At 73.0% G+C, this 14,003-nt stretch carries 13 protein-coding genes; 1 reads left to right on the top strand and 12 read right to left on the bottom strand.

Features of this window, described 5'->3' with window-relative positions; genetic code table 11:
- Positions 1 to 341: 341 nt before the first annotated feature.
- The 4 genes from E1165_RS05215 to E1165_RS05200 form a co-directional block, all read right to left on the bottom strand.
- Positions 342 to 1,172 (bottom strand): ABC transporter ATP-binding protein, encoded by an 831-nt coding sequence (locus E1165_RS05215; RefSeq protein WP_243704594.1) that lies wholly within the window; start codon positions 1,170 to 1,172, stop codon positions 342 to 344.
- Positions 1,169 to 2,248, bottom strand: a complete 1,080-nt coding sequence (locus E1165_RS05210; protein WP_132388250.1) for an iron ABC transporter permease — start codon at positions 2,246 to 2,248, stop codon at positions 1,169 to 1,171. The genes E1165_RS05215 and E1165_RS05210 overlap by 4 nt, the downstream gene beginning before the upstream one ends.
- 20 nt (positions 2,249 to 2,268) lie before the next feature.
- Positions 2,269 to 3,270, bottom strand: coding sequence for an ABC transporter substrate-binding protein (locus tag E1165_RS05205; RefSeq protein WP_132388248.1), 1,002 nt, complete (start codon positions 3,268 to 3,270; stop codon positions 2,269 to 2,271).
- A gap of 69 nt (positions 3,271 to 3,339) precedes the next feature.
- Positions 3,340 to 4,284 (bottom strand): EamA family transporter, encoded by a 945-nt coding sequence (locus E1165_RS05200; RefSeq protein ID WP_132388246.1) that lies wholly within the window; start codon positions 4,282 to 4,284, stop codon positions 3,340 to 3,342.
- Between the two features lie 81 nt (positions 4,285 to 4,365).
- On the opposite strand from E1165_RS05200, the gene E1165_RS05195 reads away from it, so the two are divergent.
- Positions 4,366 to 4,860, top strand: a complete 495-nt coding sequence (locus tag E1165_RS05195; protein WP_132388244.1) for a MarR family winged helix-turn-helix transcriptional regulator — start codon at positions 4,366 to 4,368, stop codon at positions 4,858 to 4,860.
- Positions 4,861 to 4,884: 24 nt separating this feature from the next.
- On the opposite strand, the gene E1165_RS05190 is transcribed toward E1165_RS05195, so the two are convergent.
- The 8 genes from E1165_RS05190 to rhaS are packed head-to-tail and all read right to left on the bottom strand — an operon-like array spanning position 4,885 to position 13,987.
- Positions 4,885 to 5,535 (bottom strand): LUD domain-containing protein, encoded by a 651-nt coding sequence (locus E1165_RS05190; protein WP_243704593.1) that lies wholly within the window; start codon positions 5,533 to 5,535, stop codon positions 4,885 to 4,887.
- Positions 5,532 to 6,959 carry a lactate utilization protein B gene (locus E1165_RS05185; RefSeq protein ID WP_132388240.1) on the bottom strand — a complete coding sequence of 476 codons (1,428 nt, stop codon included), beginning with the start codon at positions 6,957 to 6,959 and terminating at the stop codon, positions 5,532 to 5,534. The genes E1165_RS05190 and E1165_RS05185 overlap by 4 nt, the downstream gene beginning before the upstream one ends.
- Positions 6,956 to 7,750, bottom strand: a complete 795-nt coding sequence (locus tag E1165_RS05180) for a (Fe-S)-binding protein (protein WP_132388238.1) — start codon at positions 7,748 to 7,750, stop codon at positions 6,956 to 6,958. Before E1165_RS05180 ends, E1165_RS05185 begins: the two co-directional genes overlap by 4 nt.
- Positions 7,750 to 9,186: a rhamnulokinase family protein gene (locus tag E1165_RS05175; RefSeq protein WP_132388236.1), complete on the bottom strand. Its 1,437-nt coding sequence runs from the start codon at positions 9,184 to 9,186 to the stop codon at positions 7,750 to 7,752. The genes E1165_RS05180 and E1165_RS05175 overlap by 1 nt, the downstream gene beginning before the upstream one ends.
- A 57-nt stretch (positions 9,187 to 9,243) precedes the next feature.
- Positions 9,244 to 11,286 (bottom strand): bifunctional aldolase/short-chain dehydrogenase, encoded by a 2,043-nt coding sequence (locus E1165_RS05170; protein ID WP_243704592.1) that lies wholly within the window; start codon positions 11,284 to 11,286, stop codon positions 9,244 to 9,246.
- A gap of 26 nt (positions 11,287 to 11,312) precedes the next feature.
- The gene (gene rhaI / locus E1165_RS05165) at positions 11,313 to 12,494 is read right to left on the bottom strand and encodes an L-rhamnose isomerase (RefSeq protein ID WP_132388234.1); all 1,182 of its coding nucleotides are present in this window, start codon (positions 12,492 to 12,494) and stop codon (positions 11,313 to 11,315) included.
- Entirely contained in the window at positions 12,491 to 12,847 is a 357-nt protein-coding gene (locus tag E1165_RS05160; protein WP_132388232.1) for an L-rhamnose mutarotase, read from the bottom strand. The genes rhaI and E1165_RS05160 overlap by 4 nt, the downstream gene beginning before the upstream one ends.
- 60 nt (positions 12,848 to 12,907) lie before the next feature.
- Positions 12,908 to 13,987, bottom strand: coding sequence for a rhamnose ABC transporter substrate-binding protein (gene rhaS, locus E1165_RS05155; protein WP_132388230.1), 1,080 nt, complete (start codon positions 13,985 to 13,987; stop codon positions 12,908 to 12,910).
- Positions 13,988 to 14,003: the final 16 nt, after the last annotated feature.

Below are 14,003 nucleotides of genomic sequence, written 5' to 3'. Positions count from 1 at the left end.
GGCGAATACCTCCTCTCCGGACACGTGGATGTGGTCACCCCGGGGCGCGACCGTCTCCGCCGGCGTTCAAGGCGGCCGCTCGGGGGATCTCAGGACGGCGGTGCGTCGCGTGGGGCGTGAGCCGGTTGGCCGACGCCCGGCGGGGACGCGCCGCCGGAGGCGGGTTCGTCGCGGCGGTTGACCACCGGCGTACGGCATGCAGAGAGGTGCACCGTCACGACGACCCCCGTTACGCTCGCTCACGTGCGGCTACCAGGACGCTACCGAAGGCACGCGCTCTTGCCAAGACCATGCAACTACCATGTAACAGCAGATAGTGAAGTTTCGATGGCAAGCGAGTTTCAACGTCCGGGTGGCTCCACTGTGGTCCTCCGTTCCACCTGCCGTCCGGCGGCGGAGAGCAGCAACCGGGGCGCGCCCGTCACCGGATGGGTGACGAGATGCGCGTCCACACCGAACACCTCCCGCACCACCGCAGGATCCAGCGCCCGCGCGGGCGGGCCGGCCGCGGCCACCGTCCCGTCGCGCAGCACGTACACCTCGTCGCAGAACTGCACCGCCAGGTCCAGGTCGTGCAGGGCCGCCAGCACGGTCAGCCCGAGTGACCGCACCAGCGCCAGCAGGTCGTACTGATGCCGGACGTCCAGGTGGTTGGTGGGTTCGTCGAGCAGTAGCACCGGCGCCTGCTGCGCCAGCGCCCGAGCCACGGCGACCCGCCGGCGCTCGCCCCCGGAGAGGGCGGCGACCGGCCTGCCGGCAAGACCGGTGAGCCCGACCCGGCGCAACGCCAGCCGGCACACCTCCCGGTCGGCCGGGCCGTCGGCGGTGAACGCTCCCTTGTGCGGGGTACGGCCCATCGCCACCACCTCGGCGACGGTGAAGCCCGCCGCCTCGGTGTCGTGCTGGGCGACCACGGCGCTGCGGCGGGCCGACTCCCGCGCCGGTATCCGCCACACATCGTCGCCGCCGATCCACACCGCGCCCACCCGTGGCCGCAGCGCCCGGTACGCCGCCCGGATCAGCGTCGACTTGCCGCTGCCGTTGGGCCCGACCAGCCCCACGAACCGGCCCGCGTCGACCCGCAGGTCCACGCCCCGCAGCACGTCCCGGCCGCCGAGGGCGACGGTGACCCCGGCGACCCGCAGGGCGGCCCCGGCCGCCGCGCCGCTCACGACACCACCCCGTCGGCATCACGCCGGCGAAGCAGCCAGAGGAAGAACGGCACCCCGAACACGGCCGTCACCACCGACAGCGGCAACTCCTGCGGTGCGTCCAACAGCCGCGCGGCGATGTCGACCGCCTGCAGGAAACCGGCGCCCAGGACCGCGGACACCGGCAACAACCGTCGATGGTCCGCGCCCACCAGCAGCCGGGCGGTGTGCGGCACGATCAACCCGACGAAGGCGACCGCCCCGGTCACGGCCACCAGCACCCCGGTCAACAGGGAGGTCACCACGAACATCTGCGCCCGCAGCCGGTGGGCCGCCACCCCCAGCGACACCGCGAACTCCTCCCCGACGCTGACCGCGTTCAGCATCCGCCACCGCAGCATCAGCAGCCCGATCCCGGCCGCCAACACCACCGCCGGCAGGGCCAGGGTGTCCCAGCGCGCCCCGGCCAGGCTGCCCAACAGCCAGAACAACGCCGCCTGCGCCGCCCGGGCCGCGTCGGCCTTCTGCAACACGTACGCGTATCCCGCCTGAAACAGGTACGCCAGCGCGACACCCGCGAGCACCAGCCGGCCCGGGGTCAGCATCCCGCCGGTACGGGCGAGCAGGTACACCAGCGCCATCGCCGTCAGGGCTCCCAGGAACGCGGCCCCCGACAGGGTCAACGCCCCGCCCAGCGCCGTGCCGGAGACGATGACCAGCACCGCGCCGAAGGACGCCCCCGAGGACGCCCCGAGCAGGAACGGATCGGCCAGCGGGTTACGCACCACCGCCTGCAACACCGTCCCGACCACCGCCAGCCCCGCGCCGACCAGGATCGCCAGCAGCGTGCGGGGTAGCCGGTACTGCCACACGATCCGGTCCGTCACCGCGGACCACTCCCCCGGCCCGGCCCCGGGCAGCAGGTGCCCGCCGATGACACCGAAGACCTGCCCCGGCGGCACCGACACCGCCCCGACCAGCAGCGACGCGATGGACGCGGTCACCAGCAACCCGAGCGCCACCACCATCACCAGCGGAAACCGCAGGCCGCCCCGGCCGGTCGGGAGGCCGGCGCCGACGGTGGACGGCGCCGGCATGGCGGGTCCGGCGGGCCGCATCAGGACAACGCGCCGGGATGCAGGAACTCGGCGATCGTCCGTACCGCCAGGATGTTGCGGTAGCCGGGGTGTTGCCCGGCCGCCGGCAGGGCCAGGTACCGCCGCCCGGTGGCCGCCCGGCTCTCCGGCACCACCGCCGCGACCGTGGCGAACTTCTCCGCGGCGGTGGGTCCGGGCAGGTAGTCGGTGACGATCATCGCGTCCGGTGACGTGGACGCGACCTGCTCGACACTCGCGTCGAAGTACTCCTCCGTGGCGGCCGCCAGCACGTTGCGGCCCCCGGCGGCCTCGATGATCTGCTGGGTCAGGCCTGCCCCGCCGTAGGCCTTCACCGGCCCGTCGCCACCGTCGGTGACCAGCACGGGCACCGCCGGCCGGCCGGCGACGGCGGCCCGCACCTCGTCGAGGATCCCCCGCAGCTCGGCGACGAGTTGCTCGGCCCGCTCCGGCACCCCGAAGATCCGCCCCAGCGTCCGTACGTCGGTCAAGGTGTGCTCGATGGTGGAGGCCCGCCGCCCTGCCTGGTCGCACCACCCGCCGGTGATGAACACCGCCGCGCCCGAGGCGGACAGCTCCTCGACGGTGGCCTCGCCACGGCTGGCCTCGAAGTTGTAGTAACCCTCGCTGACCACGAGGTCAGCGTCCTGGGCCAGCATGGCCTCCCGGCCGGGAAACGCGATCGAGGCGGAGATCTCCGGGATCTGGTCGTAGAGCTCCCGGTGACCCGGCAGGAACCCGCCCGGTCCGTTCTCCGAGAAGTTGACCCTGCCCACGATCCGGTCCGCCAGCCCGAGCGCCAGCATCGTCTCCAGGACCGGCTGATAGCCGGTGACCACCCGCTCCGGCGGCGCGTCGAAGCGCAGCGTCCGCCCGCAGTTGGTGACCGTCACCGGGAACCCGGCAGCCGCGCCGAGACCCTCGGACCCAGACGGCGCGCCGGAGGCACACCCGGTCAGGACCAACGCGCCCGCCGCCACCGCCGCCACCGCACGACGCCGCATTCCACGCTCCCGCCACGCTCGTCCTGCCGGCAGACGCTAGTCACTGTCGCCAATGGATTGCAATAGCCACTATGCGGCAGTCCGGGGACGGTGACACGCGGCGGGCGCCGCCGTGGCGGGCAGCCGCTCCGGCGCCGTGGTGGCGCCGTCCGCCGACACCGCGCGGGAGCGCCACTGGGCGACCAGTACGGCGCCGAGGACGATCAGGCCACCCACGGCCTGCACGGTGGTGAGCCGTTCGTCGACGAGCAGCCAGCCGAGCGCGGTCGCGACGAGAGGGCTGAGCAGACCGAGGAACGTCACCTCGGTCGGGGACAGGGCCCGGATGCCCCGGAACCACAGTGGATAGGCGAGCATCGCGCCGACGACGCTGAGGTACGCGTAGCCCACGAGGTTGGCGGGGACCATCGTCGCGGGCGGGACTCCTTCGAGGACGACAGCGACCGGCGTCAGCAGCAGGCCGCCGGCGACGAGTTGCCAGCTCGTGGTGGCCAGAACCGGCGCCGGCGACGGCCACCGCTTGCTGAGCACCACGCCGAGCGCCATGCACGCCGCCCCGCCGAGAGCGGCGGCGACCCCCACGGCGTCCAGCCGCGCCTCGGCCCGCAGCACGAGCAGCCCGACCCCGACCACACCGGCGAGGCCGGCGGCCACGGTACGCCGGGACAGCGGTAGCCCGAGCAGGCCCGCGGCGAGACCGGCGACGAGCAGCGGCTGGACCGCCCCGACGGTCGCGGCGACGCCGCCCGGCAGCCGGTACGCCGCGACGAACAGCAGTGCGAAGAACGCCCCGATGTTGAGCGTTCCGAGGACGAGGGACCGCCACCACCAGGTCCCGGTGGGCAGCCGCCGGGTCAGCGCGAGGAGGACGAGGCCGGCGGGCAGGGCCCGGGCCACCGCCGCCAGCAGGGGTCGCTCCGGCGGCAGGAGTGCGGTGGTGACCAGGTAGGTGCTTCCCCACACCAGGGGTGCCACCGCGGTCAGGAGAAGGATGCCGACACGTTTGCTTAGCACTAAGGCAATTTAGCTCAGCGCTAAGGCACCTGGCGGCGAGGTGAGTTATCTCACCGCTAAGGCATCGGCTAGCCTGGCCGGGTGGCAGATCACGTCGACCATGTGCTCGACCAGTGGAGGGCGCAGCGACCGGATCTCGACGTGTCCCCGATGGCCGTCGTGGGGCGGTTGTCCCGCCTGTCGCGGATCGTCGGCGCCGAACTGCACCGGACGTTCGCCCGGCACGGCCTCGACGCCGCCTCCTTCGACGTCCTCGCCACCCTCCGGCGGAGCCCGCCACCGCACCGGCTCACCCCCACCGAGCTGATGCGCGACTCCATGGTCACCTCGGGGGCGGTCACCCAGCGCCTCGACCGGCTGGAGGCGCGCGGGCTGGTGACCCGCACGCCGAGCGAGGAGGACCGCCGGGCGGTGATGGTCGCCCTCACCGACGAGGGCGCAAGCCTCATCGACCAGGTCCTGCCCCACCACGTCGCCACCGAACACCGGCTGCTCGCCGCGCTGTCCCCCACCGACCACGCGGCCCTGGCCGGTCTGCTGCGGGACCTGCTGGAGTCGCTCGGCGACACCCGCTGAGCCACCGAACGTCGGACCCGGAACCTAGCCCCGCGCTGCGGGACCATCCGGGCCGGTCGACGTCCGAGAATCGCCGGCGACGAGGACGACATGCAGGTTGCGGGGGCCGTGCACCCCCTCGACCCGGCTGAGTTCGATGTCGCTGGTGGCGGAGGGTCCACTGATCCAGGTCAGGGGCCGGTGCGGGCCGACGCGGGCGAGGGCGTCCGGCACGGTGGCGACGACCTGGTCGACGCGGAGCACGCAGACGTGCACGTCGGGCAGGAGGGTGATGAGCCGGCGGCCCTGGTCCGGGGCGGCGTCGAGCACGATGGTGCCGGTCTCGGCGACGGCCACCGCCGCGCCGGTGACCACCCCGTCGACGGCGGCGACCAGCGCGACGCCGAGGTCGTCGTCCGGCACCGCGGTGACGCTGTCGGGCAGCCAGTGCCGGGGCAGTCCGGGCGGCACCACGACCCGTCGGCCACCGAGCACCGCGCCGACGGTCCGGGCGACGTCGGCGTCGCCGCACCGGTGCACGGTGGCCCGGTAGTCGGTCAGCCGATCCACGAACACGTCGAGGTCGGCGGCGACGGACCCCACACCCCGGTAGTCCCGGGTCACCTCGACCGGCGCCGGCTCCGCTCCGCCGAGCGCGGCCCGCAGACGGCCGAGGATCAGTTCACGCGCGGTCACCGCTCGGCCCACCACTGCCGGAAGGTCCGCGACGGCGGCTGCGGCAGATCGCGGCTGGCGGTCCAGCCGGACAGCGGCGGTGGCAGTCCGTGCCCGCGCCCGGCGAGGCGGCCCAGCCTCGCGGCGCGCTGCGCGGCCGCGTACAGCGCCGGATGGTCCATCGTGTACGCGGCGGCGGCCATCGCCGTCGCCTCGGCCCTCGGGTGCGGCGCCCGGCCACGCAGGTGGACCAGGATGGACGGAATGTCGATCATCACAGGGCAGGCGTCGTAACAGGCGCCGCAGAGCGACGACGCGTACGGCAGGGAGGCATTGTCCTCGATGCCGGTGAGCTGCGGGGAGAGTACCGCCCCGATCGGCCCCGGATAGACCGACCCGTAGGCGTGCCCGCCGGTGCGTTCGTACACCGGGCACACGTTCAGACAGGCCGAGCAGCGGATGCAGTGCAACGCCTGCCGGCCGACCGGGTCGGCGAGCACCGCGCTGCGCCCGTTGTCGAGCAGCACCAGGTGAAACGCCTGCGGCCCGTCACCGGGGGTGACACCGGTCCACATCGAGGTGTAGGGGTTCATCCGCTCCCCGGTGGACGCCCGGGGCAGCAGCTGGAGGAAGACCTCCAGATCCCGCCAGGTGGGGACGACCTTCTCGATGCCCATCACGGTGATCAGGGTCTCCGGCAGGGTGAGACACATCCGCCCGTTGCCCTCGGACTCGACCACGGCCAGGGTGCCGGTCTCGGCGACGGCGAAGTTCGCCCCGGAGACGGCCACCCGGGTACTCAGGAACGTCTGCCGCAGGTGCCGCCGCGCGGCGGCGGCCAGGGCCGCCGGCTCGTCGGTGAGCGCCGGGTCGACGCCCGGCATCGCCCGCAGGAAGATCTCCCGGATCTCCGCCCGGTTGCGATGGATCGCCGGCACCAGGATGTGGCTGGGCCGGTCGTCGCCGAGCTGCACGATCAGCTCGGCGAGGTCGGTCTCGACGGGCTCGACACCGGCGGCCTCCAGCGCCTCGTTGAGGCCGATCTCCTGGGTGACCATCGACTTGACCTTTATCACCCGGTCCGCGCCGGCCGCCCGGACCAGGTCGGTGACGATTCGGTTGGCCTCCACCGCGTCGGCGGCCCAGTGCACCGTGCCGCCGGCCGCCGTGACCGCCGCCTCCAACTGCTCCAGCAACTCGGGCAGGCGGGCCATGGTGTCGGTCTTGATGGCCCGGCCGGCGGCCCGCAGTTGTGGCCAGTCCGGCACCTCGCCGATCACCGCGGCCGACCTGCTCCGGATGGTGGCGGTGGCGTGGCCGAGGTTGCGGCGCAGTTGGGCGTCGGACAGCGCCCGCCGGGCGGCCGCCGGGAACGGCTCGGCGCCGCGCAGGTGCCCGACGTCGGGTGGCGCGGTGGCCGGCATACCGAGGAAGGACCTTGTCATCTCGTACCTCCCGTGGTCGGCGCCGCCGCGACCGCCCCGCCGACCGGGGTACCGGCGGGGTCGGCCTCGGTGCTGGCCAGGATCTCGGCCAGGTGCACCGTCCGGACCCCGGCGCGCAGCCGGGACAGACCGCCGCCGATGTGCATCAGGCAGGAGGCGTCCCCGGCGGTGCACACGTCGGCCCCGGTGGCCAGCACGTGACGCATCTTGTCGGCGAGCATCGCGGTCGAGGTGTCGGCGTTCTTCAGCGCGAACGTGCCGCCGAAACCGCAGCACTGCTCCGCCTGCGGCAACTCCACCAGGTCCAGCCCGCGCACCGCGCGCAGCAGTCGCGACGGCCGGTCCCCCACCCGCAGCATCCGCAGCGAGTGACAGGTGGGGTGGTACGTCACCCGATGCGGGTAGTAAGCCCCCACCTCGGTCACCCCGAGCACGTCCACCAGGAACTCCGACAGCTCGTACGTGCGGGCCGCGACGGCCTCGGCCCGGCTGGCCAGCCGCTCGTCCCCCGCGCCCCGGGCCACCGTGGCGTGCTGGTGGCGCACCGACCCGACGCAGGAGGCGGACGGGGCCACGACCACGTCGTACGGGGCGAAGACCCGCACGTGTCGGCGCACCAGCCGCAGCGCGTCATCCGGATAGCCGGTGTTGACATGCATCTGCCCGCAACAGGTCTGCCCCTCCGGGAAGACGACCTCGTGGCCGAGGCGCTCCAGCAGCCGTACCGTCGCCACCGCCGCCTGCGGGAACAGCGTGTCGGCCAGGCACGTCACGAACAACGCGACACGCATCATCCACCACCCATCCGGTGTTCGGCGGCCTGCCAGGCCGGCTGGTCGCCCCGGGGCTCGTACCGGACGAGGCGCTGGGTCTCGCGCAGCAGGGACCGCAGGGCCCCCAAATCACCGCCGACGACGCCGGCGGCCCGGGCCTGCACCAGGATGTTACCGAGCGCCGTGGCCTCCACCGGCCCGGCGATCACCGGCAGGCCGCAGGCGTCGGCCGTCAACTGGCAGAGCAGCTCGTTGCGGGCGCCGCCGCCGACGACGTGCACGGCGTCGACGTCCCGGCCGGACAACTGCTGGACCTGGCGCACGGCCCGCCGGTGGGCCAACGCCAGGCTGTCGATGACGCAACGGACGGTGGCGGCCCGGCTGTCGGGGACCGGCTCGCCGGCGCGCCGGCAGGCGTCGGCGATGCGGGCCGGCATGTCGCCGGGGGGCAGGAACACCGCATCGTCCGGGTCGACGACGCAGCGCAGGGCCGGCTCCCGGGCGGCCTGCCGCAACAGCTCGGGCAGGTCGGCGCTGCCCCAGGCGCGCAGCGACTCCTGTAGCAGCCACAGGCCCATCACGTTGCGCAGATAGCGGATCGTGCCGTCGACGCCGCTCTCGTTGGTGAAGTTGGCCCGCCGGCTCGCCTCGGTGAGCACGGGAGCGTCCAGTTCGACCCCGACGAGGGACCAGGTGCCGCAGGAGACGTAGGCGAACCGCTCCCCGGCCGCCGGCACACCGGCGACGGCGGACGCGGTGTCGTGGGAACCGACCGCCACCACCTCGGGCGTACCGGGCAGGTCCAGGTCGGGCCGGACCGGGCCGACCCGGGTGCCCGGCTCGCGCAGCGGCGGGAACAGGTCGGCCCGGATGCCCGCGTCGGCCATCAGCTCGGTGGCCCAGGCCCGCCGGCGCAGGTCGTACAGCTGGGTGGTGGAGGCGTTGGTGCGCTCGGCGCCGATCCGGCCGGTGAGCCAGTACGTGATGAGATCCGGGATGAGCAGCAGCCGGTCGGCGGCGGCCAGTTGCGGCGTACCGGCCGCCGCGACCAACTGGTAGAGGGTGTTGAACGGCAGCTGTTGCAGGCCGGTGGTGGCGTAGAGCCGTTCCGGGCCGAGCCGCGCCGCCACCCGGTCGGCCACCCCGTCGGTGCGCGCGTCACGGTAGTGCACCGGGTTGCCCAGCAGCGCCCCGGAGGCGTCGAGCAGCCCGTAGTCGACGGCCCAGGAGTCGACGCCGATGCTCGCCACCGGGCCGGCGGCCCGCAGGCCGACGCGGACGCCCTGCCACAGGCGCAGGACGTCCCAGTGCAGGGTGTCGCCGACGCGGACGGGCTCGTTGGTGAAGCGGTGCGCCTCGGTGAGCTCCACCCGCCCGGCGCCGACGCGACCGACCATGACCCGGCCGCTGGACGCGCCCAGGTCGACGGCGGCGACGGTGACCGTGCCGCTCACCGCGTGCCCTGCCCGTCACCCATGAGACCTCTCCCTGTTCACGGCTGGTTCCGGCGGTCAGCGGAGGAAGGCCGCGGCGACGCCGGCGTCCACGGGTACGTGCAGACCCGTGGTGTGGGACAGCTCGCCGCCGGTGAGCACGAAGACCGCGTTGGCGACGTGCTCGGGCAGCACCTCCCGCTTGAGCAGGGTGCGCTGGGCGTAGAACTCCCCCAGCTTCTCCTCCGGCACGCCGTAGACGGCGGCCCGCTGGGCGCCCCAGCCGCCGGCGAAGATGCCGGACCCGCGCACCACCCCGTCGGGGTTGACGCCGTTGACCCGGATGCCGTGCCCGCCCAGCTCCGCGGCGAGCAGCCGGACCTGGTGGGCCTGGTCGGCCTTGGCCGCGCCGTACGCGACGTTGTTCGGGCCGGCGAACAGGGAGTTCTTGCTGGAGATGTAGACGATGTCGCCGCCCATCCCCTGGTCGATGAGGACCCGGGCGGCCTCGCGGGAGACCAGGAAGGAACCCTTGGCCATCACGTCGTGCTGGATGTCCCAGTCCGCCTCGGTGGTCTCCAGCAGCGACCTCGACAGCGACAGCCCGGCGTTGTTGACGACCAGGTCGAGCCCGCCGTAGGCGAGCACCGCCGCGCGGACCGCGGCGGCCACCGCCTCGGCGTCGGTGACGTCGACCGGCACGGCCACCGCGACGTCGTCACCGCCCAGCTCACCGGCGACCCGCTCGGCGGCGGCGACGTCCCGGTCCGCGACCACCACGCAGGCGCCCTCGGCGGCGAGCCGGTGGGCGATCGCCCGGCCGATGCCGGACCCGGCCCCGGTGACCAGGGCGATCCGGGTCGCCAGCGGCTTCGGTTTGGGCATCCGGGCCAGCTTGGCCTCCTCCAGGGCCCAGTACTCGATGCGGAACTTCTCCGCCTCGTCGATCGGCGCGTACCGCGACACCGACTCCGCGCCGCGCATCACGTTGATCGCGTTGACGTAGAACTCCCCGGCGACCCGGGCGGTCTGCTTGTTGGCCCCGTAGCTGAACATGCCCACGCCCGGGATGAGGACGATGGCCGGGTCGGCGCCGCGCATCGGCGGGCTGTCCGGGCCGGCGTGCCGCTGGTAGTAGGCGCGGTAGTCGTCCCGGTAGGCGGCGTGCAGCTCCCTGAGCCGGGCGACGGTGTCCGCCAGCGGCGCGGTCGGCGGCAGGTCGAGCACCATCGGACGGACCTTGGTACGCAGGAAGTGGTCCGGGCAGGAGGTGCCGAGCGCCGCGAGCGCGGGGTGCCGCTCGCGGGCGACGAAGTCGAGCACCACGTCGCTGTCGGTGAAGTGCCCGACCTGCGGGCGGTCGGTGGAGGCCAGGCCACGCAGCACGGGTGCCAGCGCCGCGGCCCTCGCCCGCCGCTCGGCCGGCGGCAGCGGCTCGTGACCTTCGACCACCGCGCCGAACGGCTCCGCCCGGCCACGCTCGTCGAGGTACGCCTGCGCGGCGCGGATGATCTCCCGCGAGTGGCGTTCGCACTCGTCGCTGGTCGCCCCCCACGCGGTGATGCCGTGCCCGCCGAGGATGACGCCGATCGCCTGCGGGTTCGCCCTCGCGACGGCGGCGATGTCGAGGCCGAGCTGGAAACCGGGCCGCCGCCACGGCACCCAGAGCACCCGGTCGCCGAAGATCTCCTTGGTCAGCTCGGGCCCGTCGGCGGCCGTGGCGACGGCGATACCGGCGTCGGGGTGCAGGTGGTCGACGTGCGGGGCGTCGACCAGGCCGTGCATGGCCGTGTCGATAGACGGCGCCGCCCCGCCCCGCCCGTGCAGGCAGTAGTCGAACGCGGCCACCATCTCGTCCTCGCGGTGGACCCCCGGGTAGACGTCGACCAGGGCGCGCAGCCGGTCGAGCCGGAGCACCGCCAGACCGGCCTCGGTGAGGGTGCCGAGGTCGCCGCCGGAGCCCTTGACCCACAGCAACTCGACCGGCCCGCCGGTCACCGGGTCGGTGGTCTCGCCCTTGGCCGAGGTGTTGCCGCCGGCGTAGTTGGTCGTGGTCGGGTCGGCGCCGAGCCGGTTGCTGCGGGCGACGAGCGCCTGAACCTCGGAGTGCATCGTCCTCATGTCCCCTGTCTGCGTTCTCGGTGTACTCAGGCGCCCCAGCCGGCCTGCTGGCCGCCGACGCGTTCGGCGCGGATCTTCTCGAAGTAGCCGGAGCGGGCGTAGGCGGCCATCGGGTCGGGGTCCAGGCCCAGGTCGGCGCGGAGTTCGGCGAGCAGCGGCCGCACGTCGGTGTGGTACGCGTCCATCAGCACCGCGTTGGCGCCGAGGACGTCACCGGCCCGCTGCGCGGCGGCGAGCGCGTCGGCGTCGACAAGCAGCGCCTTGGCGGTCGCCTCCTGCACGTTGAGCACCGAGCGGATGATCGCGGGGATCTTGGGCTCGATGTTGTGGCACTGGTCGAGCATGAACGCGATGCCGGCTTCCGGGCGCAGGGCGTCGCCGCGGACGATCTCGCACATGATGCGGAACAGTTGGAACGGGTCCGCGGCGCCGACCATCAGGTCGTCGTCGGCGTAGAAGCGGGAGTTGAAGTCGAAGGCCCCGAGCTTGCCGGCCCGCAGCAGGAACGCCACGATGAACTCGATGTTCGTGCCGGGCGCGTGGTGCCCGGTGTCGATGACCACCTGCGCCTTCGGCCCGAGTTCGAGGCAGTGCGCGTAGGCGGTGCCCCAGTCGGGCACGTCGGTGGTGTAGAAGGCCGGCTCGAACAGCTTGTACTCCAGCAGCATCCGCTGGTCGTCGCCGAGCCGGTCGTACGTCTCGCGCAGGGCGACGGCGAGCCGGTCCTGCCGGGCCCGGAAGTCGTCCTGCCCCGGGTAGTTGGTGCCGTCGGAGAACCACAGCTTGAGGTCGTGTGAGCCGGTGGCGTCCATGATGTCCACGCACTCGAGCAGGTGGTCGATCGCCTTGCGGCGCACCGCCGGGTCCGGGTTGGTGACGCTGCCCAACTTGTAGTCGTCGTCTTGGAAGACGTTGGCGTTGATCGCGCCGAGGGCGACCCCCTGGTCGGCGGCGTACCTCGCCAGGTCGGCGTAGTCGTCGACGCGGTCCCACGGGATGTGCAGGGCCACCGTCGGCGCCACGCCGGTGAGGCGGTGCACCACGGCCGCGTCGGCGATCTTCTCGTACGGGTTGCGCGGCACGCCTTCCTGCGGGAAGACCTTGAACCGGGTGCCGGAGTTCGCGTACGCCCACGAGGGGGTCTCGATGCGCTGTGCGCGCAGGGCCTGCGTGACCCGCTGCCGGGTCGGCGCGTCGGGCGGCGTCATGCCTGTGCTCCCGTCTGGGCGGCGAGTTGCGCGTCGAGGTTGAAGACCTCGTCCAGCGGTCGCATGGCCCGGTCGGCGGTCTCGTCGTCGTGGAGGTTGAGGAAGAAGGGTGCCATCTCCGCCTGCCAGCGGGCGTTGACGTCGTGTGCCTGCATCGCGGCCTGGGCCGCCGCGAAGTCGTCGGTGGTCAGGACCCCCACGAGCAGGCCGTCCTCGCGGAGGAACAGCGAGTAGTCGCGCCATCCGCTCTCGGCCAGGGCGGTCAGCATCTCGGGCCAGACCCGCTCGTGGCGGGCGCGGTACTCGTCCAGCCGGGCCGGGTCGACCTGCAGGGTGAAGCAGATACGGGGCATGGCTCTCCCATCGACGGTCGGTCGGTGCCGGCAGGAGAGACGGCACCGACCGGAAGATGATCAGAAATTGAACGTGTCGATGTTGCTCTTGTCGAAGACGGTGGGCGGCCCGAGGACGACCACCCCGTCCTTGCCGACGGTGAACTCACCGAGCTTGCCGGCGGTGAACCTGTCGCCCTCGGCGCCGGTGATCTGGCTGGAGGCGAGGGCCGCGCCGGCGTACGCCGCGAGGTAGCCGAGGTCGGCCGGGTTCCACAGGGCGAACGCGTCGACGGTGCCGTCCTTGACGTACTCGCGCATCTGGTTCGGGGTGCCCAGGCCGGTCAGCTTGACCTTGCCCTTGTACTGCGACCCGCTGAGGTAGCGGGCGGCGGCGGCGACACCCACGGTGGTCGGGGAGATGACGCCCTTCAGGTTCGGGTACGCCTGCAGCAGGCCCTGCATCTCCTGGAAGGACTTCTGGTCGTCGTCGTTGCCGTACGCCACCGTGACCAGCTTGACCTTGCTGTACTCGGGCTTCTTCAGCTCCTCCTTCATCAGCTCGATCCAGGTGTTCTGGTTGGTGGCGTTGGCGGTCGCCGACAGGATGGCGATCTCGCCCTGGCCGCCGATCTGCTCGGAGATGAGCTTGACCTGGTTCTCCGCGATGCCCTGGGCGGTCACCTGGTTGACGAAGATCTGCCGGCACTCCGGCTTGGTGTCGGAGTCGAAGGTCACGATCTTCGCGCCGGCCGCCTTGGCCTGGTTCAGCGCGCCGCAGATCGCGTTCGGGTCGTTCGCCGAGGTCACGATGACATCCATGCCCTGCTGGGACAGGGTGTTGATGTAGCTGACCTGGGAGGAGGCGCTGGCCTCGGACGGGCCGACCTCCTTGAACTCGCCCTTGACCTCGGTGACCGCCTCCTTGCCGCCGTTGTCGGCGGTGGTGAAGTACGGGTTGTTCACCTGCTTGGGCAGGAAGGCGATCTTGAGGCCCTCCTTGATCGGGGCCTGCGGGTTCGCGGTGCCACCGGCCTGGCTGGCGCCGGAGTCGCTGCCGGCGTTGTCCCGGGTGGTGCCGCCACAGGCGGCGGTGCCGAGCACCAGAGCGGTCAGGGTCAGCGCGGTGGCTCCGAGGCGGAGCCGGGTAAGGGTGATCATCGATATCCTTCCGGGC

Origin of the sequence: Micromonospora sp. KC723 (assembly GCF_004348595.1) — a bacterium.
Taxonomy (GTDB): domain Bacteria; phylum Actinomycetota; class Actinomycetes; order Mycobacteriales; family Micromonosporaceae; genus Micromonospora.
Note: the sequence above shows the minus strand (reverse complement) of the source record. Positions and strands in the feature narration are given on the sequence as shown.